The 25,643-nt window shown below is 52.8% G+C and carries 22 protein-coding genes and 3 pseudogenes; 7 read left to right on the top strand and 18 right to left on the bottom strand.

Going from position 1 to position 25,643, the window contains the following annotated elements; genetic code table 11:
• Positions 1 to 30: 30 nt before the first annotated feature.
• Both fadB and fadA read left to right on the top strand, forming a co-directional pair.
• Positions 31 to 2,214: a fatty acid oxidation complex subunit alpha FadB gene (fadB, locus tag O3W44_RS11640; protein ID WP_269293192.1), complete on the top strand. Its 2,184-nt coding sequence runs from the start codon at positions 31 to 33 to the stop codon at positions 2,212 to 2,214.
• 9 nt (positions 2,215 to 2,223) lie between these two features.
• The gene (gene fadA, locus O3W44_RS11645) at positions 2,224 to 3,387 is read left to right on the top strand and encodes an acetyl-CoA C-acyltransferase FadA (RefSeq protein ID WP_269293193.1); all 1,164 of its coding nucleotides are present in this window, start codon (positions 2,224 to 2,226) and stop codon (positions 3,385 to 3,387) included.
• Positions 3,388 to 3,452: 65 nt separating this feature from the next.
• On the opposite strand, the gene fre is transcribed toward fadA, so the two are convergent.
• From fre to pepE, 3 genes are all read right to left on the bottom strand, one after another.
• Positions 3,453 to 4,154, bottom strand: coding sequence for an NAD(P)H-flavin reductase (fre, locus tag O3W44_RS11650; RefSeq protein ID WP_269293194.1), 702 nt, complete (start codon positions 4,152 to 4,154; stop codon positions 3,453 to 3,455).
• A 41-nt stretch (positions 4,155 to 4,195) separates the two neighbouring features.
• A complete protein-coding gene (ubiD, locus tag O3W44_RS11655; protein ID WP_269293195.1) occupies positions 4,196 to 5,680 on the bottom strand; it encodes a 4-hydroxy-3-polyprenylbenzoate decarboxylase in 1,485 nt (494 codons plus the stop codon).
• Positions 5,681 to 5,760: 80 nt separating this feature from the next.
• Positions 5,761 to 6,486 (bottom strand): dipeptidase PepE, encoded by a 726-nt coding sequence (gene pepE / locus O3W44_RS11660; protein WP_269293196.1) that lies wholly within the window; start codon positions 6,484 to 6,486, stop codon positions 5,761 to 5,763.
• Positions 6,487 to 6,694: 208 nt separating this feature from the next.
• Here pepE and rfaH point away from each other — a divergent pair, with 208 nt between their 5' ends.
• A complete protein-coding gene (rfaH, locus tag O3W44_RS11665) occupies positions 6,695 to 7,183 on the top strand; it encodes a transcription/translation regulatory transformer protein RfaH (RefSeq protein WP_269293197.1) in 489 nt (162 codons plus the stop codon).
• Here rfaH and tatD read toward each other — a convergent pair.
• The 10 genes and pseudogenes from tatD to udp all read right to left on the bottom strand — a co-directional run bounded on the left by tatD (position 7,180) and on the right by udp (position 16,555).
• A pseudogene (gene tatD, locus O3W44_RS11670) lies at positions 7,180 to 7,961 on the bottom strand (3'-5' ssDNA/RNA exonuclease TatD). The gene rfaH and the pseudogene tatD sit on opposite strands and share 4 nt — an antisense overlap.
• Before the next feature lie 101 nt (positions 7,962 to 8,062).
• A complete protein-coding gene (tatC, locus tag O3W44_RS11675; protein ID WP_269293198.1) occupies positions 8,063 to 8,821 on the bottom strand; it encodes a Sec-independent protein translocase subunit TatC in 759 nt (252 codons plus the stop codon).
• Positions 8,821 to 9,390, bottom strand: coding sequence for a Sec-independent protein translocase protein TatB (gene tatB / locus O3W44_RS11680; RefSeq protein ID WP_269293199.1), 570 nt, complete (start codon positions 9,388 to 9,390; stop codon positions 8,821 to 8,823). Before tatB ends, tatC begins: the two co-directional genes overlap by 1 nt.
• A gap of 3 nt (positions 9,391 to 9,393) precedes the next feature.
• The gene (gene tatA, locus O3W44_RS11685; RefSeq protein ID WP_269293200.1) at positions 9,394 to 9,648 is read right to left on the bottom strand and encodes a Sec-independent protein translocase subunit TatA; all 255 of its coding nucleotides are present in this window, start codon (positions 9,646 to 9,648) and stop codon (positions 9,394 to 9,396) included.
• A 111-nt stretch (positions 9,649 to 9,759) separates the two neighbouring features.
• Positions 9,760 to 11,396 (bottom strand): annotated as a pseudogene (gene ubiB, locus O3W44_RS11690) (ubiquinone biosynthesis regulatory protein kinase UbiB).
• A complete protein-coding gene (ubiJ, locus tag O3W44_RS11695) occupies positions 11,393 to 11,998 on the bottom strand; it encodes a ubiquinone biosynthesis protein UbiJ (RefSeq protein WP_269293201.1) in 606 nt (201 codons plus the stop codon). Before ubiJ ends, ubiB begins: the two are co-directional and overlap by 4 nt.
• 12 nt (positions 11,999 to 12,010) lie before the next feature.
• Positions 12,011 to 12,769, bottom strand: a complete 759-nt coding sequence (gene ubiE / locus O3W44_RS11700; RefSeq protein WP_269293202.1) for a bifunctional demethylmenaquinone methyltransferase/2-methoxy-6-polyprenyl-1,4-benzoquinol methylase UbiE — start codon at positions 12,767 to 12,769, stop codon at positions 12,011 to 12,013.
• Positions 12,770 to 12,844: 75 nt separating this feature from the next.
• Positions 12,845 to 14,344, bottom strand: coding sequence for a DNA recombination protein RmuC (gene rmuC / locus O3W44_RS11705; RefSeq protein ID WP_269293203.1), 1,500 nt, complete (start codon positions 14,342 to 14,344; stop codon positions 12,845 to 12,847).
• Positions 14,345 to 14,429: 85 nt separating this feature from the next.
• The gene (locus O3W44_RS11710) at positions 14,430 to 15,695 is read right to left on the bottom strand and encodes a tetratricopeptide repeat protein (RefSeq protein ID WP_269293204.1); all 1,266 of its coding nucleotides are present in this window, start codon (positions 15,693 to 15,695) and stop codon (positions 14,430 to 14,432) included.
• A 98-nt stretch (positions 15,696 to 15,793) separates the two neighbouring features.
• The gene (gene udp, locus O3W44_RS11715; RefSeq protein WP_269293205.1) at positions 15,794 to 16,555 is read right to left on the bottom strand and encodes a uridine phosphorylase; all 762 of its coding nucleotides are present in this window, start codon (positions 16,553 to 16,555) and stop codon (positions 15,794 to 15,796) included.
• A gap of 304 nt (positions 16,556 to 16,859) precedes the next feature.
• Between udp and O3W44_RS11720 the strand changes: the two genes are divergently transcribed.
• Positions 16,860 to 17,696 carry a dienelactone hydrolase family protein gene (locus O3W44_RS11720; protein ID WP_269293206.1) on the top strand — a complete coding sequence of 279 codons (837 nt, stop codon included), beginning with the start codon at positions 16,860 to 16,862 and terminating at the stop codon, positions 17,694 to 17,696.
• Between the two features lie 48 nt (positions 17,697 to 17,744).
• On the opposite strand, the gene metE is transcribed toward O3W44_RS11720, so the two are convergent.
• The gene (gene metE, locus O3W44_RS11725; RefSeq protein WP_269293207.1) at positions 17,745 to 20,015 is read right to left on the bottom strand and encodes a 5-methyltetrahydropteroyltriglutamate--homocysteine S-methyltransferase; all 2,271 of its coding nucleotides are present in this window, start codon (positions 20,013 to 20,015) and stop codon (positions 17,745 to 17,747) included.
• Positions 20,012 to 20,152 carry a hypothetical protein gene (locus O3W44_RS11730; protein WP_269293208.1) on the bottom strand — a complete coding sequence of 47 codons (141 nt, stop codon included), beginning with the start codon at positions 20,150 to 20,152 and terminating at the stop codon, positions 20,012 to 20,014. Before O3W44_RS11730 ends, metE begins: the two co-directional genes overlap by 4 nt.
• Here O3W44_RS11730 and metR point away from each other — a divergent pair.
• Together metR and O3W44_RS11740 are read left to right on the top strand one after the other, a co-directional pair.
• Positions 20,151 to 21,077, top strand: a complete 927-nt coding sequence (metR, locus tag O3W44_RS11735; protein WP_269293209.1) for an HTH-type transcriptional regulator MetR — start codon at positions 20,151 to 20,153, stop codon at positions 21,075 to 21,077. The genes O3W44_RS11730 and metR overlap by 2 nt on opposite strands.
• Before the next feature lie 82 nt (positions 21,078 to 21,159).
• Complete coding sequence (locus O3W44_RS11740; RefSeq protein WP_269293210.1) at positions 21,160 to 21,639, top strand: DUF1456 family protein; 480 nt, start codon at positions 21,160 to 21,162, stop codon at positions 21,637 to 21,639.
• 210 nt (positions 21,640 to 21,849) lie between these two features.
• Here O3W44_RS11740 and O3W44_RS11745 read toward each other — a convergent pair whose 3' ends face one another.
• The 3 genes and pseudogenes from O3W44_RS11745 to pldB all read right to left on the bottom strand — a co-directional run bounded on the left by O3W44_RS11745 (position 21,850) and on the right by pldB (position 24,785).
• The gene (locus tag O3W44_RS11745) at positions 21,850 to 22,710 is read right to left on the bottom strand and encodes a carboxylate/amino acid/amine transporter (RefSeq protein WP_269293211.1); all 861 of its coding nucleotides are present in this window, start codon (positions 22,708 to 22,710) and stop codon (positions 21,850 to 21,852) included.
• A gap of 226 nt (positions 22,711 to 22,936) precedes the next feature.
• Positions 22,937 to 23,736 (bottom strand): annotated as a pseudogene (gene yigL, locus O3W44_RS11750) (sugar/pyridoxal phosphate phosphatase YigL).
• Positions 23,737 to 23,792: 56 nt separating this feature from the next.
• On the bottom strand, positions 23,793 to 24,785 hold the full coding sequence (gene pldB / locus O3W44_RS11755; protein WP_269293212.1) for a lysophospholipase L2: 993 nt from the start codon (positions 24,783 to 24,785) through the stop codon (positions 23,793 to 23,795).
• Positions 24,786 to 24,900: 115 nt separating this feature from the next.
• Between pldB and rhtB the strand changes: the two genes are divergently transcribed.
• Positions 24,901 to 25,524: a homoserine/homoserine lactone efflux protein gene (gene rhtB, locus O3W44_RS11760; RefSeq protein WP_269293214.1), complete on the top strand. Its 624-nt coding sequence runs from the start codon at positions 24,901 to 24,903 to the stop codon at positions 25,522 to 25,524.
• Positions 25,525 to 25,643: the final 119 nt, after the last annotated feature.

Raw genomic sequence — 25,643 nt, forward strand, 5'->3', positions numbered from 1 at the left:
GATCACCTTTCGCGGTTTCAGGAGACGCACATGCTCTACCAAGGCGCAAACCTTTCACTTTACTGGCTGGACGAGGGTCTCGCCGAGCTGGTTTTCGATGCATCCGGCTCGGTGAATAAGCTGGATACCCAAACTGTCGCCAGCCTGGGCGAAGCTATTACAGTGCTGGAACAGCAACCCACGTTACGCGGTGTCCTGCTGAGTTCAGCCAAACCGGCCTTTATTGTCGGCGCAGATATCACTGAATTCCTGTCACTGTTTGACGCGCCCAGTGAAAAGCTGAGTCGCTGGCTGGCGTTTGCCAACAGTATTTTTAACCGTCTGGAAGATTTGCCGGTTCCCACTCTCGCGGCTATCAATGGCTACGCACTGGGTGGCGGCTGCGAATGTATTCTGGCAACCGATCTGCGTGTCGCCACGCCAGATGCACGCATAGGCTTACCCGAAACCAAACTGGGCATCATGCCAGGTTTTGGCGGCAGCGTGCGTTTACCTCGCCTGATTGGCGCTGACAGTGCGATGGAAATTATCGCAGCAGGTAAAGATGTTGATGGATTCAGCGCACTGAAACTTGGCTTAGTTGATGCTGTGGTTGAAAGCAACAAGCTGCGCCAGGCCGCCATCGCTATGTTAAAAGCGGCTGCGCGGGAAGGAAACTGGCGCCAGCGTCGTGCACCGAAACTGATGCCACTGAAACTCAGTCCGGTCGAAGCCGCAATGAGTTTCACCCTTGCCAAAAGCATGGTGATGCAAACCGCGGGCAAACATTATCCCGCGCCCATTACCGCGATTAAAACCATCGAAGCCGCCGCAACACTGGACCGCAACGATGCGCTGAAGCTGGAAAATGCTGCTTTTGTTCCGCTGGCGCAATCTGACGAAGCACGCGCGCTGGTAGGCATTTTCCTCAACGATCAATACGTCAAAGCCCTGGCGAAAAAGCGCGGCGGCGAAAGTGGAAGTCCCACCCAGGCCGCAGTGCTGGGTGCCGGGATCATGGGCGGCGGCATCAGCTACCAGTCCGCATGGAAAGGCGTGCCGGTCAAAATGAAAGATATCAATCCACAGGCTCTGACGCTGGGAATGAAAGAGGTCAGCAAGCTGCTTAACAGGCAGTTGGAACGCGGCAAAATCGACGGCAGCCAGCTGGCCAATGTGATCGCCACCATTCAGCCCACGCTGGATTACTCTGGCTTTGAACAGGCTGACGTAGTAGTCGAAGCGGTCGTTGAAAATCCGGTAGTGAAAGCAAAAGTTCTCGCAGAAACCGAACAACATCTGCGTGACGATGCCATTCTGGCATCAAACACTTCAACGATTCCTGTTAGCCAACTGGCACAGTCACTGCAACGGCCCGCAAATTTCTGCGGTATGCATTTTTTCAATCCCGTACCGCGCATGCCGCTGGTTGAAGTCGTACGCGGAGAGAAAACCAGTGAAGCCACAATTGGCAAGGTCGTGGCATGGGCCAGCAAAATGGGCAAAACCCCCATAGTGGTTAATGACTGTCCCGGCTTTTTCGTTAATCGCGTGCTGTTCCCCTACTTTGCCGCCTTCAGCCTGCTGTTACGCGACGGCGCAGATTTCCGTCAAATAGATAAGGTGATGGAGAAGCAGTTTGGCTGGCCAATGGGGCCTGCCTGGCTGTTGGATGTTGTCGGTATTGATACGGCGCACCACGCTCAGCGCGTCATGGCTGAGGGTTTCCCACTTCGCATGAAGAAAGATTATCGTGACGCTATCGATATGCTGTTTGATGCGGGTCGATACGGTCAGAAGAACGGCAGAGGTTTCTGGCGCTGGGAAGAGGATAAAAGCGGTAAGCCGAAAAAAGTCGCCGATGCTGAGGTGGACTCGCTGTTGCAACAGGTTTGCCAGCCAAAACGTCTGTTTAGTGATGAAGACATTCTCAATCGTATGATGCTGCCGATGCTGAATGAAGTGGTGCGTTGTCTGGAAGAGAAGATTATCGCTTCCCCTGCCGAAGCTGACATGGCACTGGTTTACGGACTGGGCTTTCCGCCATTTCGCGGTGGCGCGTTGCGCTATCTCGACACGCTTGGAAACAGCAACGTGGTCGATCAGGCGAAACGCTATACCGCGCTTGGTGCGCTGTACGAATTACCTGAACTCCTGCTGGACAAAGCTCATCAGCACGAAAGCTGGTATCCCTCCGCCAAACCGATTGACGAAGCCGCGCTGCAAAGCGCCTGAGGTGATGAAATGGAAAATGTGGTGATTATCGATGCGGTACGCACGCCGATGGGCCGTTCAAAAGGCGGTGCGTTTCGCCATGTACGCGCTGAAGATCTCTCTGCACATCTGATGCGAGAATTACTGAACCGTAATCCAGCCGTAGAACCCGCCGCGTTGGATGACATTGTCTGGGGCTGCGTACAACAAACGCTGGAGCAGGGTTTTAATATCGCACGTAATGCTGCGCTACTGGCTGAGATCCCGCATCGCGTTCCGGCAACAACCGTTAATCGCTTATGTGGCTCCTCGATGCAGGCGCTGCACGATGCAGCGCGTGCCATTATGGTCGGCGATGCAAGCTGTTGCCTGATTGGCGGCGTTGAGCATATGGGCCATGTGCCGATGAGCCACGGTGTCGATTTTCATCCTGGCTTGAGTCGCACCGTAGCAAAAGCCGCTGGCATGATGGGATTAACCGCCGAAATGCTGGCACGAATGCACCATATTAGCCGTGAACAGCAAGATGCTTTTGCTCTGCGATCGCACCAGCGTGCCTGGCAAGCTACCCAGCGCGGTGACTTCCGGCGTGAAATCGTGCCAACTTACGGTCACGATGCGGATGGCGCGTTGAAACGGTATGACTTCGATGAAGTGATTCGTGAAGAAACCAGTCTTGAAGGCCTGGCAGCACTTAAGCCCGCCTTTGATCCCGTCAACGGCACGGTAACAGCCGGCACATCTTCAGCCTTGTCAGACGGCGCAGCGGCAATGTTAGTGATGAGTGAAAGCCGCGCCCGTGAATGGGGCCTGACGCCGCGCGCGCGCATTAAAAGCATGGCGGTAGTGGGCTGCGATCCTTCTGTTATGGGTTACGGGCCGGTTCCTGCCAGCAAACTGGCATTAAAACGGGCGGGGTTGAGCCTTAGCGATATCGATATTTTCGAACTGAACGAAGCCTTCGCGGCTCAAACGCTACCGTGCATTAAAGATTTGGGATTGCTGGATCAGATGGATGACAAGGTTAACCTGAATGGCGGCGCGATTGCGCTGGGTCATCCGCTGGGCTGTTCCGGCGCGCGAATTAGCACCACGTTACTGAATATTATGGAACGACGCGATGCCCGTTTCGGCCTGGCCACCATGTGTATCGGTTTAGGCCAGGGCATCGCTACCGTATTTGAACGTCTCTGATACGTTGATCAAGTGGCTATCTATTCCGCCTGTCAGGGGCGGTTTTTTTTGCCTGCTTGCCGCCGTCAGATAAAGGCGAACGCATCACCGTACATTTGCGCTTCGACCGCACCCCGCTCGGCACAAAAACGATCGCGCGCAATCTTCGCCATCTCAAAGCGACCGGCAATATAGATTTCATGCTCACTTAGCGTGGTGAAATCCTGCATGACTGCTGTCAGCACAGTGCCAGAGCGCCCTTGCCAGCCCTCTTCGGGCTGCTCAACGACCGGAATCACTTTCAGATTCGGATGTTTCACCGCCAGGGCATTCAACTCTTCCAGATCGTAAAGGTGTTTTAATTCGCGGCCACCCCAGTAAATCGCGATATCGCGGTCAGGCTGCTGCGCCAGTGCCGTCAGGAGAATAGAGCGCGCATAGGAGAAACCGGTCCCGCCCGCGATTAAAATCAGCGGACGCGTACTCTCTTCACGTAGCCAGGCATCGCCATGCGGGATATCGACGGTGATTTGACGATCGTCTCGGATGCGATCCATGACGGCCATGGCATACAGATTGATGTCTGACGCACCAATGTGCAGCTCGATAATGTCTTTTTCCATCGGCGTAGAAGCCAGCGAAAACGGGCGCTTATCACGCTCGTCCATCACCACCATCAAATACTGTCCTGCACGAAAATTAAAATCCGCTTCTGGAATCAGGCGAACGCGATACACCGTGTCGGTAATCGCTTCAACTGAAGTTACTTTACAGCTTAACGTTGTCATGCGTTCCCTCTGTCGGGTCGTCTTTATGGTTGTGCTTACCGTCAGCGTTGTGGCGACTGATCGAAAATACCTAATTCATCCCAAATGGCGTCAATACGCGCCGTGACCGCAGGATCTTTCACAATGGGTGTGCCCCATTCACGCTGCGTTTCACCCGGCCATTTGTTAGTGGCGTCGAGCCCCATTTTCGATCCCAGGCCAGAAACCGGGGAAGCGAAATCAAGATAATCTATCGGGGTGTTCTCAACCAATACCGTATCACGTGCCGGATCCATGCGGGTGGTAATCGCCCAGATCACATCATTCCAGTCACGCGCATTGACGTCGTCGTCACACACAATAACAAATTTGGTATACATGAACTGCCGCAGAAACGACCAGACGCCAAACATTACCCGTTTGGCATGTCCCGCGTACTGTTTTTTAATCGTCACCACTGCCAGGCGATATGAACAGCCTTCCGGCGGCAAATAGAAATCAACAATCTCTGGAAACTGCTTGATCAGGATTGGCACCAGCACTTCATTCAGCGCCACCCCTAATACCGCAGGTTCATCTGGCGGACGTCCGGTATAGGTTGAATGATAGATAGCCTGATGACGTTGCGTTATGTGCGTAACGGTAAATACCGGAAAACTGTCTACTTCATTGTAGTAGCCGGTATGATCGCCGTAAGGCCCTTCCGGGGCAGTATCACCAGGCTCAATGTAACCTTCCAGAACAATTTCCGCGCTGGCCGGGACTTCTAAGTCATTAGAAAGACACTTAACCACTTCGGTTTTATTGCCGCGCAGCAAGCCTGCAAACGCATATTCGGACAGCGTATCCGGCACTGGCGTAACGGCGCCGAGAATAGTGGCAGGATCGGCACCGAGCGCCACCGACACCGGGAAACGTTCTCCCGGATGGGCTTTACACCACTCCTGAAAATCGAGCGCGCCGCCGCGATGTGAAAGCCAACGCATAATTAAACGGTTTTTACCTATAACCTGCTGGCGATAAATACCCAGGTTTTGACGCTCTTTATGCGGACCGCGCGTCACGGTCAGTCCCCGGGTAATGAGGGGTGCAGCATCGCCCGGCCAGCACTTCATTACTGGAATGCGCGATAAATCAACCTCATCGCCGCTAAACACGATCTCCTGACAAGGCGCGTTGCGCAGACGTTTAGTCGGCATGTTCAATACCTGCTTAAACTGCGGCATTTTATCGAACAGATCGCGGAACCCCTTCGGAGGTTCCGGCTCTTTTAAAAACGCCAGCAATTTGCCGACTTCCCGTAGCGCGCTGACCTCTTCCTGGCCCATTCCCATCGCCACGCGTTTCGGCGTGCCAAACAGGTTACACAGCACCGGCATGTCGTAACCTTTTGGGTTCTCAAACAGCAGGGCCGGGCCACCGGCACGCAGAGTGCGGTCAGCGATTTCGGTCATTTCCAGTTCGGGATCGATGGCTTGGGTAATACGCTTTAACTCACCGCGCTGTTCGAGTAACGCGAGAAAGTCTCTTAAATCCTGATATTTCATGCGGCTTTAGCTTTCCGGCCAGAGTGAAGCGGCCATTATAGGGCCGATTATCTCAGCGTGTTGAGGTTTATGCGGCAACCTTAGTCGCAGCGAAAAGGAACCAGCGACTGCAAGGCACTAACGTCGTGATAAGCCTGAGTCGGCTGGCCGTGACGGAAGAGTTTAAAATCTTCGCCACGCACGCTGATATAGCGCAGACGGTTACCGCTCACATGCAGGAAACTGCCTTCACGCAGTGCAATCACCGACTCAGCAGGATTGACGGCGCAGAATTCAGCCAGCCGTTCGTCACGCGTTTCTCCCCTGTGACCGCTCACGTGAGCATCAAGGTAGTGCGGGTTAATCTGTACCGGAAACAGCCCCAACGCGGGCAGCACAACGCTGCTGCGTACCGGCATATCGTTAGTGGTACGAATCGAGGGTGTCGCCACGTTACAGCCTGCGCTCCAGCCAACATAAGGCACGTTGCGTTCACGTACAGCACGTTGAATGGCAACGATTAATCCGTTTTCATGCAGCATCTGATTCAAAAACCAGGTATTGCCGCCACTGACTAAAATCAGTTCTGCCTGCTCAATCGCCTCCTGCGGTGACGGAAAATCCTGAATGCAGGCTACGGAAATACCCAGTGATGCGCTGAGATCAGCCGCACGCTGTTGATGGTCGCCGAGAATGATGGCATAGGGAATGAGTAGCGCCGAGGTGATGCTGCGTTGGGCAATCATGGCGTGTAGCTGCGGCTGCGCATAGCTCAGCAAAGGTGCATCATCCGCCAGCTTGCCGTTGCTCAACAGAAACAGTTCCATCAGGTGATCCTTTTTGCATAGGTGATGGGCAACGAGTCTGATACAGAGCATAGCGGGACGTCAATTTTCAATCTGCTTTTCTTAAGCAATCCCACAGGTTAAGAAAAGTCTCAGTTTATTTTCATCTGACACCCCCTTCAGCGCGCCGATGCGCTATAACTCTGGCAGCAGGTTTGCTATTCTTAGCGTCCATTCGATGGGAGCAGTTATGGAATCCTGGTACTTACTTTATTGCAAACGTGGACAGCTCATGCGCGCCAAAGAGCATCTGGAGCGGCAAGAGGTGAATTGCCTCAGCCCAATGATCGCTCTGGAAAAGATCGTGCGCGGAAAACGCACCACCGTAAGTGAGCCGCTGTTTCCTAACTATCTGTTTATCGAATTCGACCCGGAAGCGATTCACACCACCACAATCAGCAGCACGCGCGGCGTCAGCCACTTTGTGCGCTTTGGCACAGCGCCAGCGACCGTGCCGTCGTCGGTCATTGAAGCCTTGCAGACGGATGCACCACAAACCCTGCTTGACCCGGAAACACCACAAATCGGTGACGAGGTGATCATCACCGAAGGTACGTTTGAAGGGCTGCGCGCTATTTTCGCAGAGCCTGATGGCGAAACGCGTTCTATGTTGCTGCTTAACCTGCTTAACAAACAGGTCATGCGCAGCGTCGATAACAAGCAGTTCCGTAAGGTTTAAACCAGTCTGAACAGGGTGCGCGCGTTTATGTCCACGCGAGCAGCTAACGCCTCGACCTCTTCTCCACGCCAGCTGGCGACCTGCTGTACAAGGTGCGGCAAAAAACAGGGCTCATTACGACGTGACGTTGGACGTGGCCGCATATCGCGCGGCAGCAGATAGGGTGCGTCAGTTTCCAGCAGCAGGCGCTCAGCCGGGATCAGCGGCAGCATTTCGCGCAGTTCAAGCCCGCGTCGCTCGTCACATACCCAACCGGTAATTCCTATTGACAGCCCCAGCGCCAGACACGCTTCCAGCTCATCACGCGTGCCGGTAAAACAGTGCATTACCGCGCCAGGCAATTTTGGCAGCCACGGCTCCAGCACCGCAACAAAGCGATCGTGCGCTTCACGGCAGTGCAAAAAACCGGCAGGTTTAGTTCTGCCGCCAGCGCCAGTTGCGCATCAAAAGCGTACTCCTGCTGCTGATGAGCAGAGAGGTTGCGGTTAAAGTCGAGTCCGCATTCGCCAATCGCCACCACTTCAGGTTTTTCGGCCAGGCGGCGCAGCGTGCTGGCAATCTCTGACGACCATTCACTCGCATGATGGGGATGCACACCCGCCGTTGACCAGCAATAATTTACGTGCCCCGCTGCAAGCCGTTGTGCCTGCTGGCTTTCCAGCGCATTGGTGCCGGTAATTAACATGCCGGTGACGCCCGCTTCACGCGCGCGTTTAACCACCTTTTCCCGGTCGGAGGCGAATTGCGTGCTGGTCAGGTTTACACCGATATCAAACATATTTCTTCCCATTGTGTATAAAAGTCATAAACAAAAACCGCCCAGAAGGCGGTTCAGATTCAACTTTCTCCCGCCAGTGCGGGACGCTCAGAAGTGAGACATCAGGATTCGGTGTTGTGTTCCTCATCCTGCGCCTGACGGCCCTTCCCCACATAGTATCTGGAGAAGAATACGCCGACTTCAAACAGGCAGTACATCGGAATAGCGAGCAAAGTTTGGGAAAATATATCCGGTGGCGTCAGTAACATCCCCACGACAAAAGCACCCACCAGGATATAGGGACGTTTCTTTTTCAGATCGTCAGGGTTAGTGATGCCGGTCCAGCACAGCAACACAATGGCAACAGGTACTTCAAACGCCACACCAAAGGCCATAAACAGCGTCATGACAAAGTCGAGATAGCTGGTGATATCGGTTGCGATAGTTACGCCTTGCGGCGCAGTCTTCGCAAAAAAACCAAACGCCAGCGGAAAAACGATGAAATACGCAAATGCTACGCCGATGTAAAAGAGAAAGGTGCTGGAAAACAGCAGCGGCATCACCAGCTTACGTTCGTGCCGATAGAGTGCCGGCGCGATAAACGCCCAGACCTGATACAGGATCACCGGCACCGCAAGAAACACCGAAACCACAATGGTGAGCTTTATGGGCGTAAAAAACGGTGAGGCGACGTCAGTCGCAATCATGCTTGCGCCCACTGGCATCTGACTAATCAGCGGTGACGCAACCAGATGATAAATATCATTGGCAAAGTAGATCAGCGCCAGAAAGATGACTAACACGGCGATGATGCAGTTCAGAAGTCGCTTACGCAGCTCAATCAGATGGCTGATGAGCGGTTGGGTATCTTCAACGGCCATTATCGTTCATCACTTGCAGAAGAGGTTGATGCGGTGCTGCGTACAGTACCCGGCACATCAGGTTTTGTTGCAGAGGCAGCATCAGCACTGCCTGCCGCGTCAGGTTTTTTTGCAGGCGCTGCGTCAGCATTACCCGGCACTTGTGCAGGTGCAGTTGCCTGGCTGTCGGCTGTTGCAGGCGTCACTGGCTGAGAAGCGTGAGGAGCTTCGACAGGTTTCTGCTGCGGAGCATGAATGGTATTGGCTTCGTCTTCCTCTTTTTCGATATCAATGCTCTGTTGACAGGAGCGTTTCATCGAATCAGCGGTTTTACGCAGCTCATCCATGGACTCTTTTAGCTCAGGCGAAAGCGTACCGCGGCCCGCTTCTTCCACCTTTTTCAGACTGTCCTGCAACTCTTGCAGTTTCAGTTCCTGCGCCAGTTCATTTTGCACATTGGCTGCCAGCGAACGTATCGCCCTGATCCAGCCGACTACGGTTTTCACCGCAACCGGTAAACGTTGCGGGCCGAGTACAATCAGCCCGATAACGAACACCAATACCAGTTCACTAAAACCAATGTCGAACACGGTTTACACCTGCTTGTCTTTCTTGGCTTCTTCTTTGTTAGCCGTGGTTTGCTGTTTGTCTGCCAGCGTTTTGGCGTTGAAATCAGCGTCCTGCTCTTTCGGTTGATCCTTTTTGTTGTCCTCATCGCCCATGGCCTTTTTGAAACCACGGATTGAGGAACCCAAATCCGAACCCAGATTGCGTAATTTATTGGTACCGAACAGAAGTACAACAATCACGGCAATAATTAACAATTGCCAAATACTGATACCGCCCATGAGATAGCCTCTAATAATCTGTGAAAAACTGTTGAGTAATGTGCCACAGAAAGCCCTTGCACACCCGGGTCTGAACCAGCGACATTACCGCGTTTTAGGCTGAGCTGACAATTAGTTTGTCTTACGCCAGCCAATTAACCAGGAGACGATGCCCGCCGCCATTAACACTGCCGGAAAGAGATCCCAGTCCGGTCGGCTCAGCAACACTGCCGTTCCGCTTAATAAAAGTGTGGCACCGACACCGAACAGATAACGCGCCTGATGGTGTCGCGTATGTTGTGCATTGAGATCGCCTACTAGCTTATCGACGCTATGCCGTAAAAGCTTATGCTGGCGCATACTCTCGTAAAATAATTCCGGTAATTCGGGTAATTTTTCTGCCCAGAACGGCGCTTTATCTTTTACCGCACGGATAATCGCTGGAATGCCGACCTGATCCTTAATCCAGTCTTCAAGAAAAGGCTTGGCTGTTTTCCACAAATCGAGTTGCGGATAAAGCTGGCGACCAATCCCCTCTATATAGAGTAGTGTTTTTTGCAGCAGCACAAGCTGAGGCTGCACTTCCATATTAAAACGACGCGCGGTATTGAAAAGGTTCAGCAGCACATGACCAAAAGAGATCTCAGCCAGCGGCTTTTCAAAAATCGGCTCACATACGGTGCGAATCGCAAACTCGAAGTCCTCAACGTTGGTATCTGGCGGCACCCAGCCTGAATCAACGTGTAATTCCGCGACTTTGCGATAATCACGATTGAAGAAGGCGATAAAGTTTTCAGCCAGATAGCGTTTGTCTTCTTTATTGAGCGATCCCACGATCCCGCAGTCGATACCGATGTATTGCGGATCTTCAGGATGATCGTAACTGACGAAGATGTTACCGGGATGCATATCTGCATGGAAAAAGCTGTCGCGGAAGACCTGAGTAAAGAATACCTGAACACCGCGCTCGGCCAGCAGCTTCATGTTGACGCCGTGCTGCTCAAGTGTCGCCACATCTGAGATCGGAATGCCGTAGATGCGCTCCATCACCAGCATGGTTTCGCTGCAATAATCGGAATAAATTTCCGGCACATACAGCATGCGGCTCTCTTCAAAATTACGGCGCAATTGAATGGCATTCGCCGCTTCGCGCAGCAAATTCAGTTCATCAATCAGTGTTTTTTCATAATCGCGTACCACCTCAACCGGGCGCAAACGTCGGCCATCTGGCAACAGACGTGGCACCCAACGAGCCAGGCGGTAGATCAGCTTCATATCCGCTTTGATCACCGGCAAGATATCCGGGCGAATCACTTTAATCACCACTTTCTTGCCATTGGACTTCAACGTTGCGGTATGCACTGGGCAATCGAGGCTGATGCCAGCGGTATGATGTCGAAATCATCGAACCAGGTTTCAATAGGGGCGCCCATTGAACGTTCGATCTGGGCTTTTGCTTTGACACCGTCAAAAGGGGCTACGCGGTCCTGCAAAATAGCCAACTGATCGGCGATAGTCGGTGGAAACAAGTCGCGACGGGTGGACAGCATCTGTCCGAACTTAATCCACACCGGCCCCAGTTGCTCCATTGCCAGACGAATGCGCGCCCCAATTGGCTCCTGCGCATGTCTGTTAGGTAGCCAAAAAATGCCGCGACGCCACAGGCGAAGCGGAAGAGTAATACGCATTTTAGGGATTAATTCATCAAGGCCGTAAGTAAGAAATACCTTGATAATGAAGTATAAGCGGCGGATCTCTCCAAAACTCATTTCGCCTCCAGCTGCGCCAAACGCGCATTGAGCGCATCAAGCGAACGTTCCATCGCGTCGATCTCCTCAGAAAACCAGGCTAACTCCAGCGCGCCAGGGGCGACGCGCCACTCTTCGGTAATAGCCTGACCCAGATAATCCTGACGCCGTTGCACTTCGCCTTTAACAAAGCGGAACACGCGCTGCGCACGTTGACTGATCTCTTGTGCGGCAATATCGCCGATCCAGGGTGCCAGATACTCAGCAGGATCGAACTCAGCCAGATCCATCAGCGCAGAAAACTGCTGTACCACCTGTAAATCACCATCAACCTGCAACTCACCGCTACGAATCAAACCAGTAAGCTGCTGACGATCGCGCAGTTTGGGCAGCGTTTTCAGTTGGGTGATCACCGTGCAGTCACTGCTGTCTTGCCAGTCACCCAGCACATCGAGTTGCTGTTCGCTAAACACCAGCACCAACGGATGGGAAAGCTCACTCAGGCGCAGCGTCAATACTTTACCTGCCAGTCTTTGACGGGCCACTTTTAAACCGCGATCGCGATACAGCATGCGGTTTAATGCGGTCTCAAGACCGGCAGTAATTAGGGGCGTTAAGGTCATCACCATAATCGATTAGAACTTAAATCCACGGTGTAACGCGACGATACCGCCGGTCATGTTGGAGTAAGTGGTGTTTTCAAATCCGACATCATTCATCATCGCCTTCAGGGTTTCCTGATCGGGATGCATACGGATGGATTCCGCCAGATAACGGTAACTTTCAGCGTCTTGCGCAACCAGCTGTCCAATACGCGGCAAGATGTGGAAGGAGTAAGCATCGTAGGCTTTGCTCAGCGGCTCCATCACCGGTTTAGAGAACTCCAGCACCAGCAGACGCCCGCCTGGCTTTAACACGCGGAACATTGATGCTAACGCTTTTTCTTTATCCGTGACGTTACGCAGGCCGAACGAGATGGTGATGCAATCGAAATAGTTATCAGGGAAAGGCAGGGCTTCTGCATTCGCCTGAACATAATTAACGTTGCCCACAACGCCAAGATTACGCAGCTTTTCGCGGCCCATTTTCAGCATTGAGCTGTTGATGTCCGCCAGGACAACCTGACCCGTTTCGCCAACCAGGCGCGAGAATTTTGCAGTCAGATCGCCTGTACCACCCGCCAGATCCAACACGCGTTGGCCACGACGCACACCGCTGCTGTCAATGGTAAAGCGTTTCCAGACACGATGGACGCCAAACGACATCAGGTCGTTCATCAGGTCATATTTTGCCGCTACGGAATGAAACACGTCCGCGACTTTATCGGCCTTTTCGCTTTTAGCGACGGTCTGAAAGCCAAAATGGGTAGTTTCCTGCTGTGATTCATCTGCCATCGGTTTTACCTGCTCCACAAACAATACTCCCCGAAGTGTATCAGAGTCACGGAAGTCAGGCACGCTACGCCCGCGTTATTCGTGGAGGCGTCTCACACGTAAGTTACCCTCATCCGCTTCGTTTTCTTCATCCAGGCCATCATTGGTTTCACGTTCCGGCCTGGCGCGCTCTGCCAGCAAAGGATTAATGGGACGCTTTACCTCAACGCCAAGGTCGCGAAATCCTTCACTTTGCGCGATTAAATTGCCCCGCCCTTCTGCCAACTTCTTCATCGCTTCACGATAACTGTTTTGCGCTTTGTCGAGACTCAGCCCAATGCCGCTCATGTCATCAACAAACAGTCGCATCTTGTCGTACAGCCTCGCGGCACGATCGGCAATCCGCTGTGCATTACGGCTTTGATGCTCGTAACGCCATAAATTATTGATAGTACGCAACGCCACCAGCAGTGTGGTTGGGCTAACCAGCATGATGTTTTGCTGCAACGCTTCACCGATCAGTTCTGGCTGACGATCGATAGCCAGCAAGAAAGCTGGCTCAATGGGGATAAACATCAACACATAATCCAGCGACCGTAAACCGGGTAATTGTTGATAATCTTTACGTCCCAGCAAGCGAATATGGCCACGCATGGCGCTGATATGTTCCTGAATTGCCTGTTCACGTTCAATATCATCTTCCGCATTGAAGTAGCGTTCATACGCGATCAGGGTCATTTTCGCGTCAATCACGACATCTTTATCCTGTGGCAAACGGACAATGACATCTGGCTGCATTCTACCCTGCTGCTCGGATTGAATGCTGACCTGGATTTCATACTCGTAACCTTCACGCAAACCGGACGCTTCTAATACGCGACTCAGCACCACTTCTCCCCAGTTACCCTGAATTTTATTATCTCCCTTCAAGGCCTTAGTGAGGTTGATAGCCTCCTGCGCCATTTGCGCATTGAGCTGCTGTAACTGACGGATCTCATGCGTTAACGTGTGGCGTTCACGCGCTTCCAGGCCAAAACTTTCATGCACCTGACGGCGAAAACCGTCTAACTGCTCGCGTAAAGGGCCGATCAGGCTATTCAGACTTTGACGGTTTTGCTCATCAACGCGGCGATGGCTGTTTTCAAAAATACGGTTGGCAAGGTTTTCAAACTGGGCGCTAAGGCGTTGCTCGCTGTGCGTTAGCAGACGTTGCTTTTCTTCGGCAGCAAAGCGGGTTTCTTCGAGGCGGATAGTTACTTCACGCAGCTCCGCTTCCTGTGCACTGTTGATTTCCAACTGATTTCGCAGTTCGCGGGTAAGCTGTTCACTCTCGCCGCGCCAGTAATCAAGCTGCTGCAGACGCTCATTGGCCCCACTCAACGCACCGTGGAGCTGACGCAGTTCCTGCTCACGCTGGTGGCCTTGCTGTTGAAGCTGCTCGATATGTTGCTGTTGATGCTGCTGCGCGTCGACCAACAGACGGCGCTCGGTCACAAAGCTGGCGGATTGTTGGCTGGCACGCAATTGCGCCAGTATCCAGCCAATGCCCAGGCCGGCCAGTGCCAGACAGGCGCTAATGATGATGTGCTGATCCATGTTTCCCTCGCCACACGCGTTGCTGAGGGAAAAGGTAGAGTTGCACTGTATGAATGTCTAGACAAATTTACCCGGAAAGCAGGCGCTACACTGCGTTAACGGTTAATTTTCCGGCTTGCCAGTCATCAATCAGGAAAAAGGGCATCGGCAGCACCCACTCTCCTTTTCTTACCTGCGCCGGATAACGCCATGAATGACCATCACAGCTTATTTCAATCTGTTGCTCACCCTCACTGATAACGCTTTTTCCGCTCATGCTGGCAAAACCAGCATTGCTACCCACGTGAAAGCGGCTGTTTTCCCAACGCACGGGAGCATGTGCTGGCCACGGCTGTGCCTGATGAAAACTGAATATGTCATCATGATTAAGCACGCTTTCACGTACCGTTGGCCACAAGGCGACTTTTAAGAAATACTGGTCGGTAAACCGTTCGCTGCCTTTATAGTGCGCAATAAAATCCCGCATTGCCTGTTCAATATTGTTAAAGACGCCACCGCATCCACCCCACATGCCCGCCAGCAGCAATTCCGTATGTGAATAGTAATCGCGCATGTGATGAAACCAGTAAGGCGACGCCAGCCAGGCGTTAACCGCCGCCGCTTCGCGTTCAGAAAGCAACGAATCCGCATCGCGCACGATAAAACGTTTAACGCCAGGATCGTCTACGACCAGAAAGCGCCACAACGTGGGAAAAAGTGTTTTTTCATGTGACATATCGATCAGCTGTACCTGCGGCCGATCGAGGCGTTGCCAGACATGCTGCGGCACAGTGTTATCAAGATAAACCCGACACACCCAGCCCGGATAGAGTTCCTGCGCCACTTCCACGTTTTTGATCAGCGTTTCACAATAGCGCGGTTGACCGCCGTAGAGACTAAAAGAGATCACGTTTTGTTCCGGATGCGTAAGATCGATCGGTTCAGGTTGCGGTGCAGGGCAGGAATATCGCTGCCCCTGACGAAAGCGTGCATCGGACTGGTTTAATGACTCGAGTCCGTATCGCGCAACCTCCTGATCTTTTCCCAGCCAGCCACACACTTCCGTCAGGCCATCCAGCCAGGTTTCCGATGCGGTTGCACGCACCGCTGGCGGAGCCTGATAGATTTTTTGGTAGGTTTTATACGCTTTATTATGCTGGCCCAGCCGTAGCAGGCAGAGCGCATAATCGCTGAGTACCTGCATTTGGTTGGGCATATAGCGCAAAACGTCTTCGCAGCATTTCATCGTTTGCGTAAAGTCATTCTGGCTCATCGCGGCGCGAAAGCGCGCGGCGCTGTTTTCCATCTGCGCCTGAAGGGCTGCGGGATGGGTTCCAAAGGAAGGCCGACGAACAGGAATCGAATTGCGCATGAATTATTCTCAGGTTTAGCTGAAATTGCGCACGTCTTGAAATGAGCAGCAGGTTAAAAGTGACTACGGAGAGTCCTGAAAACCTGCTGTCGTGCGCGTTACAACAAGCGTCGCGCCGCTTCTACCACGATCTTCACCGCGTCGCTTTCGGTTTGTTTCATGGTCGCCGCATCCGGGATCTCTTTCTGCGTGCGATTCACGATGACGCCCGCCACCATACCGGCTCGTAGTCCCTGACTGGCGCACATGGTTAACAGTGTAGCGGATTCCATCTCATAGTTGAGGACGCCCATTTGCTGCCACTCTTTCATGGATCCCTGAAAGCGATTCACCACGCGGCCCGAAAAGGTGTCATAGCGTTCCTGGCCTGGATAAAAGGTATCAGATGAAGCCGTAATGCCAATATGCGTGCTGGCCCCGCAGGCTTCAGCCGCCGCCACCAGCGCGGTAGTACAGGCGAAATCTGCTACGGCTGGGAATTCCATTGGTGCAAAATGCAGGCTGGCACCATCAAGACGCACAGAAGCGGTAGTGACCAGCACATCGCCAACATTGATATGCGGCTGGATAGCACCCGTGGTGCCGACACGCAGGAAGGTCCGGATGCCCAACTGCGCCAGCTCTTCAACCGCGATGGAGGTTGAAGGCCCGCCAATGCCTGTCGAGCAGACCACAACAGGCTTACCCTCCAGTTTGGCTAACCATGTGGTAAATTCCCGGTGAGACGCCAAATGCTGCGCATCGTCCATCAGTCCGGCAATTTTCTTTACGCGCTCCGGATCGCCAGGCACGATAGCCAGCGTTGCACCCTGTAAATCAGCTTTGGTGAGACCAAGGTGGAAAACGTCAGACTGTGTCATATCAGACTCCTGAATTTAGGAAAGTTGCGCGTCACTCTACGTGAGCGCGCCAGATAAATATGTGATTACCTTCACCTTCAAAAATGAAAGTTACATTTAAAATGAGAAACAATGTGACTAATATCACGCATTGAGTTTAAGCCTTCCCTCACTGCTACAAGCAGTGCTGTGTAACCTGTCATGGCAATGTTAAAGAGATAGGTGATGTTATCTGTTGCTGACTCTGTTACCCCTTGCCTGGTCCGCGCAGAATCTGACCAGGCTATAGTTACGCGATCGCGCTACTGCTTGCACGGAGAGAACAATGAAAACCGAAGATAATATGGCACAAAAATCTGCTGACGACGGCTTTGCACCTGCGGTACAGCCGACAGCGTCAACCACCATTATTACTAACCATCCTGCTATTCAATCCGGTGAAACCTCGGTCCCCAGCCAGGGCGAAAATATGCCTGCGTTCTTTGCTAAACCGAAAGAGGCGAATGCACCCTTACCGGTGGTGTTAGTGGTTCAGGAAATTTTTGGTGTCCACGAACATATCCGTGACATTTGCCGCCGTCTGGCAATAGAAGGTTACCTGGCGATCGCGCCAGAACTCTATTTCCGCGAAGGCGATCCGAATGACTATCACGATATTCCTACTCTGTTTAAAGAGCTGGTCAGTAAAGTACCCGATACTCAGGTGTTGTCCGATCTCGATCACGCCGCTAACTGGGCTTCGCGCAACGGCGGTGATATGCGCCGTATGGGCATTACCGGTTTTTGCTGGGGTGGCCGCATCAGTTGGTTGTACGCAGCTCACAATCCACAGCTCCGCGCTGCCGTGGCGTGGTATGGCCGTCTGATTGGTGATAAGACCATGAAACAGCAAAAGCACCCTATTGATATTGCCGTTGATTTAACCGCGCCGGTGCTGGGTTTATATGGCGGTCAGGATGAGGGTATTCCGTTAGAAAGCGTAGAGCAGATGCGCCAGGCGGTGCATGCAGCCAATGCAAAAGCTGAAATTATTGTCTACCCCGACGCAGGACATGCATTTAATGCTGACTATCGCCCGAGCTACCACGCAGAGTCTGCTCAGGATGGCTGGGCGCGTATGCTGGCCTGGTTTAAACTGTATGGCGTTGCGCCATCAGCCTGATCAAAAAGGGGCGCCTGAGCGCCCCAGTTTTACTGCAACACAACGCACCTAACAGGTTTTACCCCGCAGATTTTTTGCCGCTTTTACCATGTTGGCTAATGCCTGGCGCGTTTCAGTCCAGCCGCGCGTTTTCAGACCACAATCCGGGTTAACCCACAGACGCTTTTCCGGGATACGCTTAGCCGCTTTCTGCAACAGGGCTTCCATCCATTCTACGCTCGGTACGTTTGGCGAGTGAATGTCATATACGCCCGGACCGATCTCATTCGGGTATTCGAAGTCTTCAAACGATTCCAGCAAATCCATACTGGAACGCGATGTTTCGATAGTAATGACGTCAGCATCCAGTGCGGCGATAGAATCCATGATGTCATTGAACTCGCAGTAACACATGTGCGTATGGATCTGCGTGTCATCCTGAGCCACAGCAGCGTTCAGACGGAACGCCTCTACTGCCCAGGACAGATAAGCTGCCCAGTCGGACTGATGCAGCGGCAGACCTTCACGCAAAGCCGGCTCGTCAATCTGGATAATGCCGATACCGGCTTTTTCCAAATCTTCCACTTCGTCACGCAGCGCCAGGGCTATCTGCTTCGCGATGGTTTCACGCGAAACATCTTCACGGGGAAAAGACCAGCAAAGAATCGTTACCGGGCCGGTCAACATGCCTTTCACTGGCTTATCAGTGAGTGACTGCGCATATGTCGCCCATTCAACCGTGATGGCGGCAGGACGGCTGACATCGCCAATAATGACAGGCGGTTTTACGCAGCGTGAACCGTAACTCTGCACCCAACCGTTTTGCGTGAAGACAAAACCGTCTAAATGCTCGCCAAAGTATTCAACCATGTCGTTACGCTCAGCTTCACCGTGAACCAGCACATCCAGTTCTAAACGCTCCTGCTCCACAATCGCTTGTTTGATATGCTCAGCGATGCCAGTGCGATAGTTGCTGCTGTCCAGACGCCCCTGTTTGAAGTCCAGGCGCAGGCCACGAATTTCAGTGGTCTGTGGAAACGAACCAATGGTGGTGGTGGGCCATGCTGGCAGGTTAAAACGCTGGCGTTGTGCTTTGGCGCGTTCGCTGTAGGGGCTTTGACGCTCGCTGTCTTGTGCCTTAATCGCCTGCAAACGTTGACCCACCGCAGCGTTATGCACGCGGCTGGAGTAGGCACGAGCACGAATCGGTGCGCTCCAGGCTTCGAGTGATGCTGCATCGTTGTTATTCAACGCCTCACTCAGCAGTGAAAGTTCAGTGCACTTTTGCAGCGCGAACGCGAACCCGCTTTTGACTTCCTCATCCAGGCGCGTTTCTACACTTAAATCGATCGGGCTGTGTAGCAGTGAGCAGGATGAGCCAATCCAGAGTTGCTCACGCTGACTCACCAGTGGTTGCAGACGCGCAAACCAGCGACTCAGGTCAGCACGCCATACGTTACGACCATTGATGACCCCAAGAGAAAGTAGCCAGGAAGCAGGCAGTTGCTGGCTGAGCTTTTCAATATCATCATGGCCATGCACCAGGTCAACATGCAGCCCCTGCACTGGCAATTCACGGATCACATCGATGTTTTGACCGATGCTGTCAAAATAAGTGGTCAGTAACAGTTTGATGTGGCCTGCCAGTGCAGCGTAAGCCGGTTGAAAGGCGTCGCGCCAGGCTTGCGGCAGTTCCAGCGCCAGTGCTGGCTCATCAATTTGCACCCACTCAACGTCGCGCTTAGCCAGTTCAGCCAGCACGTGTTGATAAACAGGCAGAATATCCTTCAGCAGTGACAGGCGATCAAACTGCTCACCCTTTACTTTGCCCAGCCACAGGTAGGTTACCGGACCCAGCAGCACAGGTTTGATTTTATGACCATATGCCAGAGCTTCGTCGACTTCATCCAGCAACTGGGTCCAGGTCAGTTTGAACTGCTGGCCTTGCGTAAATTCCGGCACCATATAGTGATAGTTGGTGTTGAACCATTTCGTCATCTCAGCTGCAGCAGCGGGTTCACCGGTCGGCGCACGACCACGCCCCAGACGGAACAGCGTATCGAGATCAACAGAGCCGTCTTTATTCTGGTGCCGGGCAGGCACGTTGCCCAACAGCAGGCTGGTGGTGAGAACATGATCGTACCAGGCAAAATCGCCTACTGGCAGCAAATCTACGCCCGCATCTTTCTGCTGCTGCCAGTGGCGCGCCCGTAATTCGCGGCCTACGGCTAATAACGCTTCCTGACTGCTGTTGCCTGCCCAGTAGCTTTCTTGCGCTTTTTTGAGTTCACGATGCAGACCCACGCGAGGGAAGCCGAGTGTATGGTTCAGTATGGTCATTCGTTGCTCTCCTTATCTTTGACTGAGGCGGGCAGCCAAAGATGTTTAGCCGTCCAGATGTTTACACCGCTATATTCTGCGGGTAGTGTATGTTGCTCAAGCGCAATTTGTTCAATCTCCATGTGAAGGACGCTCATGATCGAACTCAAGCACCTGCGGACGCTTCAGGCTCTGCGTAACACTGGTTCACTGGCCGCCGCCGCTGCCCAGCTTCACCAGACACAATCGGCGTTGTCACATCAGTTCAGCGATCTGGAACAGCGGCTGGGATTTCGCCTGTTCGTTCGTAAAAGCCAGCCGTTACGATTCACACCGCAGGGAGAAATTTTGTTGCAACTGGCAGAGCAGGTGCTGCCACAAATTCAACAGGCCCTGCAGGCGTGCCATGAACCGCACCAGACCACGCTGCGCATTGCAATTGAGTGTCATAGCTGTATTCAGTGGTTAACGCCTGCGCTGAATAACTTTCGCCAGTGCTGGCCGCAAGTGATCGTGGATTTTAAATCTGGTGTGACTTTTGACCCGCAACCGGCACTGCAACAGGGCGAACTGGATGTGGTACTGACGTCCGATATCCTGCCGCGCTCAGGCCTGTTCTATTCACCGATGTTTGATTTTGAGGTGCGGCTGGTCCTGGCGCCGGATCATCCGCTGGCGCAGGCGGTGCATATCTCGCCGGAGGTTTTAGCGGATGAGGTGTTAATGATTTATCCGGTGCAGCGCCAGCGGCTGGATATCTGGCGTCACTTTTTGCAACCGGCAGGCGTAAGTCCGGCGTTGAAAAGTGTCGATAACACCCTGCTCTTAATTCAGATGGTCGCTGCGCGCATGGGTATTGCCGCCCTGCCGCACTGGGTGGTTGAAAGTTTTGAAAAGCAGGGATTAATTGTCACCAAAACGCTGGGAGACGGCTTGTGGAGCCGACTTTACGCAGCGGTGCGCGACGGCGAACAGCGCCAGCCGGTGCTGGAAGCATTTATTCGTTTTGCCCGCCAGCACGCCTGCGAGCATTTGCCGTTTGTGCGTGATGCCCAGCATCCCGGTGCGGTGTTGCAACGATAATTCGTGACCACAAACCTGCGCGAGCGCAGGCAAAATCCCCTATAATGCGCAGCCTGTCGATTGACCATAAGAAGATTTCACCATGACTAACAATGATATTCTGCGCAGCGTGCGCTACATGCTCGATTTGAGCGATGCCAAAATGGTGGCGATTTTTGCACTGGCAGACTGCGATGTGCCGCAAACCGATGTGCAGGCATGGTTAAAAAAGGATGACGATGCAGCGTTTCGTCCCTGTCCTGATGTGCTGATGGGCTATTTTTTGAATGGTTTGATTTTCCATCGCCGCGGTAAAAGCGAGGACGCGCCCGTCCCGTCAGTTGAACGCAAGATGAACAACAACATCTTTATGAAAAAGCTGCGCATCGCGTTTGATTTGAAAACCACCGACATTCCTGACGTATTAAAACGCGCTAACTTCACCGTTTCTCAGGCTGAAATTGGCGCGATTTTCCGTAAACCGGACCACAAGAATTATCGCGAATGTGGCGATCAGATCCTGCGTAATTTCCTTAAAGGCCTGGCGATGATACATCGCCCGAAGAGCGGCAAGCCCGCTTAAGTTCTGACAGGATGTCGTTCATTACTCGCTTTTTCGTGCAGAAAAGTGCTTGTTGATGAGTGCAGTAAGCAGGCTTTTCCCGCAAGGAGTGGCCTGTCTGAATAGCAAAGCATCCGAGCCAGAGAGGGTGCAGCCGACCCACAAAAAATATGGGCCGGCTTTGCGATCAGACAGGCTATTTCTGTCTTGCGCATGCCATAAAGCAACGTGCTATTTCGGGCTATGCCCTATCACCCAACGCTTATGGACCCACAGCGAGGCGAGAATAACTAATGCCCCGGCAATAAAACTCGGCCAGTGTGGCTGCTCCTGCCAAATTGCCAGATTGACTAATAATCCCGCTGGCACATGCATATTGTTCATGATCCCCAACGTGCCCGCATCAACCTGAGTCGCGCCGTAGTTCCACATAAAATATCCCAGGGCCGATGCTGCAACGCCTAACCACACCAAAATGCCCCATTGCAGTGATGTTGTCGGTAACTTGTCAGGATTTCCCCATAAACTCCAGGCAATGGCTGCGATCAAAACCGCGCCAAGGTAAAACCAGGAAAACGCCGTATGCTGCGGCATGGGACGTGTCTCTTGTAAACGCTTATAGCCCACCATTCCTGCGGCAAAACAGATGTTTGCCAGTTGCACCAGCAGCAAGCCAAACCAGAAATGATCGCTAACTTTGTCGTAGCGAATAATCGCCGCGCCTGCGACAGCCAGCAATGCGCTAAAAACATAGCCGATACGCAGCGGACGTTTGCTGATCAGGTCATAAATGAGGGTGACATACAGCGGTGTCATCACGGTAAACAGCAAAAATTCTGACACGCTAAGATAGAGATAGGCTTCAAAGCTGATCAAATACATGATGCCGAGTTGCAACATGCCCACCAGCATATACAGCATCAACTTAGATGGCCGATAACCGCGCCAGCGTAGAAACGGCAGAAACACCAGCGCCGCCAGTGACAGGCGCATCAGCACTGAGAACCAGGTATCGACCTGACCCGCAAGATATTCACCGATAAGGCTAAATGAAAAAGCCCAAAGAATAGTGGTAACAATCAATAAAAACACGGTAACGACCCCGATTTAAACGAAGTCGCCAGTGTAAACAAAGAACGAAGCAGCGGCTGAGTTATCTGGTTGACAACTGTGCATTAAAGACGCAACCAGACAGCAGGTGACCGTTATTTTTTTTTTCGCGCTAACGCCTTATACAGACGAAAGCGCGGGTGCGGAACAGCGTTTCATGCGCCACGCGCCGCTCATGGAACAGGCCAGATAACCGGCCTTGCATCTGTTACGACATAAACAGCTTTCTCAGCGTGTGCGGAACGGCATTTTCTACATTACTTCCGATGATATCCAGCTCCGGCAACGTATCTTTCAGGCGCTGAAGCGCGTTACGCATGATGTATCCTTTACCCGCCATACTCAGCATTTCTACATCGTTCATGCCATCACCAAAGGCAATGCACTCTTTTAATGAGTAGTTGAGTCGCTTTGCTACCGCTTCCAGCGCGTGACCTTTGACACCCCACCCGCCATCACTTCCAGACAGGTCGGCAATGAAAAGCTGACGTTTACCCGATCACCCCAGCGCGCTTCGATTGCCTGCTCCAGCGGGATCAGCTGTTCTGGTTCTTCGCAGGTAAAAAAGACTTTGCTGATGCCATCGGTGGGTAAAATACCCGGCTCATAAACCTGATAATTGAATACCGATTCGCGGAAATAGTCTTGCTCAGCCGGGCGTGAACGACTGATAAACCACTCATCATCACGATAAACGTGCGTCAGGATCTCTGGATGAGTGTATTGCAGGCCGAAAAGATCGCTCGCAATATCCTGATCCAGATTGTGCGTAAAGATCAGTTCGCCATCGGCATTGTGAACGCGTGCACCATTTGAAGTGATCATATAAGCCGGAATACCAAGCTTGTCACGCATCTGGCCGACATCAATGTGATGGCGTCCGGTGGCAAAAACAAAGTGAATATCGCGCTGAATTAATTGTTGCAGCGTTTCACGCGCAAAAGGTGTCAGGCGATGTTCGGGAGAAAGCAGCGTGCCATCCAGATCGGATGCAACGATGTGGTACATGAAAACCTCGGGTATCTGTTTCAGGTGGCCGCAGCCAGCAAGGTAAATGAAATTATTTAGCGATGAGACGAGAAAAAATCGACCACTGCATTTAACGCTTCGGCGCGCATTTCGTCTTTTTCAAACAAGATCTCATGTCGCGCACCGTGAATAACCCGCGGTTTGTTGCCTTCACACGGGTGTCCTGCCGCCGCCATTGCGGTACAAAAAAGATCCTGTGAGCGGTTATCTACCACCTGATCGTCGCTGGCCTGCAGTAACAGCACCGGCGTTGTGATTTTATCCACCTGGCTAATGATATTTCGCCCGGCATGAACACCTTCCCGCACCCAATGATAAGTGGGCCCGCCCACGCGAATCGCCGGATCGTCAGAGTAAAAACGCAAACTACGGCGATAACGTTCCGCACTGTGGGTCAATCGGTTAATGCCAAAAGGGTGAGCACGCCAGCGTCCGGTGCCTAATGCGTAGCCCTCACGCATCGTTGGGCGCTTCTCTGCCCAGTCCAGAATACGGTGCGCCATCCAGTCCGGTAGCGGCAACGCAATACCAAACATCGGTGCAACCAACGCAACAGCATGAAAGGCCTGCGGTTGACGCGCTAAAAACAGGGTTAAAATCGCACCGCCCATGGAATGGGCCAGAGCATACCGCTGTTGATAATGGCCACCGACAATCTCTTTCAAATAGAGCGTTTCTAAATCGTCAACATAATGCGTGAATTCATCCACATGCCCACGGTGCGAATCTTCCAGCAACCGATCGGATCGGCCTTGCCCACGATGATCAAGAATGATGACGTCAAAACCGCAGTGGAACAGATCGTATGCCAGCTCAGGATACTTTACGTAACTTTCGATGCGGCCCGGCACAATCAAAATGACACGCTTGTGTTGCGGTGAGGTGAAACGCACATAGCGCAAAGTGAGATTTTCGACGCCAGTAAATTCATGCTCTTCACGACGATGCCAGAAGTCAAGCAGCGGACCAGTTGCAAAGGCAGCAAACGCTTTTTCACGCCGCAGCCAACTGGCTTTATGTTGATCCATCTGCCCTCCTGTTCGCTCAGAAAAAAAGAGTTTTGCCCCGCGCCGATCGCCCATAGCGCCGCGCTTATTTGTGGCGTATTGTGTCACACTTCTGCCTCTACAGGGAACGTAACCCATGACCATCGAATGGTGGCTGACCTACCTTCTTACCACCACAATTCTCAGCCTTTCGCCGGGTTCTGGCGCAATCAACACCATGAGCACGGGCATCAGTCATGGCTATCGTGGTGCGGTGGCCTCTATTGCGGGCCTGCAACTTGGTCTGTCGCTGCATATTATGCTGGTGGGGATTGGGCTGGGCGCACTGTTTTCACAGTCGCTGCTGGCATTCGAGCTTCTGAAATGGGCAGGTGCGGCTTATCTGGTCTGGCTCGGCATTCAGCAGTGGCGCGCTGCCGGTGGCATCGATCTTAACGAGGTCGCCAAAGCCATGCCGCGCCGTCGTCTGTTTAAACGCGCCGTACTGGTGAATCTGACCAATCCTAAAAGCATTGTCTTTCTTGCCGCGCTGTTTCCGCAGTTCATCCTGCCGCATCAACCGCAGCTTGCGCAGTTCCCGGTGCTCGGCACCACTACCGTGGTGGTCGATATCATTGTGATGATTGGTTACGCCACCTTAGCGACACGCATTGCCGTGTGGATTAAGGGACCAAAGCAGATGAAAGTGCTGAATCGCACCTTCGGTGGAATGTTTATTGCAGTTGGCGCCCTGTTAGCCAGCGCCCGAAAAATCGCTTAGTCAGCTTCCCTTAACACCGCACAATGCCCAAGGCCGTCGGTGTCGCAGCCAGTTCACTGTCGGTCAGCGCGCAAAAACCGGAGCGTACACATAGTATGTGAGGATTTTGAGCACTGCCC

It is taken from the genome of Pantoea sp. LMR881 (assembly GCF_027157825.1).
GTDB lineage: Bacteria > Pseudomonadota > Gammaproteobacteria > Enterobacterales > Enterobacteriaceae > Pantoea > Pantoea haifensis.